We start from the raw sequence: 1,205 nt of genomic DNA, 5'->3' as shown, positions 1-1,205 counted from the left end.
GTGAAGAAATACGTTTGAAAATAACGGTGAAATCACCGCTCCTTGTGGCGTACCCACTGTGCTCGCAGACCATTCGCCGTCCTCGGACACTCCGGCTCGAAGCCATTTCTTCAGCAGCCGAAGGAGTCGTCGGTCGGTGATCCGATGCTCCAGAAACTTCAGCAACCAGTTGTGGTCGATGTTATCGAAGAAGCCTCGGATGTCCGCATCCAGTATCCAGTTCACTTTCTTGGCCTGGATGCCTACGCTGAGCGCGTCCAAGGCTCGGTGACCGCTTCGTCCGGGACGATAGCCGTAACTGAAACCCAGAAAGTCCTCTTCGTAGATACATTCCAGGACCGTCCGAACGGCCCGTTGGACAATCTTGTCCTCGAGTGCTGCGATCCCGAGGGGTCGCAACTTGCCGTCGAGCTTGGGAATCCAAGTTCGTTTAGACGGCTGAGCGCGGTAGGTTCCTTGATGCACTCGTGAGTGGAGATCAACGATCTTCACTTCGTAGTTTCTGGAATACTCCGCCCACGTCACCCCATCAATGCCCGGGGCGGCTTGCTTCTTCAGATCGAGAAAGCTTGCCGTGAGCAGTTCTAAAGTCACGTGGTTCAGCAAATTGTTGAACCGCATCTTCTTATCACGTCGCGCTGCTTCTCGTACGCCGAACAGTCCGCGCGATCGGGAAACCCGGCTCAGTGTCCGGTCCCGCTGTGGCTGGTCGTCGTTCTCCTTGGTCAGTCTCCTTTCTTCCACGGACTCCGCAACCGTTTGAGGTCCAGCATTGTTCGCCCGCTTCTCAGGTACTACGAGACTGTCTGACTTCCCGGTGGCGTGCATGTCGGCAATGTGGCATCTCGCCTTCTCCGACCGATCCGCGCCCAAGGGCGTGGATGCCGCCGGGATCTCCCAGCTTCCGTGAGGAATGTTTCCGACCGTGCGTGTGGTCCTAGACTCCGTGGGGGTCACGTCGGACTCGCCATTGACGTTCGTCATGACTATTGCCTTCCCCTTGTCAGGACAAGGTCGGCCACCACAAAATGATGTTTTCGGAGCTCAATACACAGCCCGGTCTTTCCTCTGTGAACGCTTCGCCATGCCAGTTGCCTGGCACAACGCATCACTCGAGGCCAAGGCGATTGGCTAGATCTTACCTTGTACGAAACTCGCATTCGCTACGCTCCTCCGGCTTCTGCTGGCGCACCCTGACCCCTTTG

At 56.8% G+C, this 1,205-nt stretch carries 1 protein-coding gene; it reads right to left on the bottom strand.

Annotated elements, in window-relative coordinates:
• Positions 1 to 984, bottom strand: a 984-nt coding sequence (locus tag OSO_RS0100145) for a reverse transcriptase domain-containing protein (protein ID WP_010581593.1), incomplete at its 3' end; no start/stop codon positions are given.
• Positions 985 to 1,205 lie beyond the last annotated feature (221 nt).

This window comes from Schlesneria paludicola DSM 18645 (assembly GCF_000255655.1).
Lineage (GTDB): Bacteria > Planctomycetota > Planctomycetia > Planctomycetales > Planctomycetaceae > Schlesneria > Schlesneria paludicola.
The sequence above is the reverse complement of the archived record's forward strand: the minus strand, read 5'-3'. Positions and strand labels throughout refer to the sequence as shown.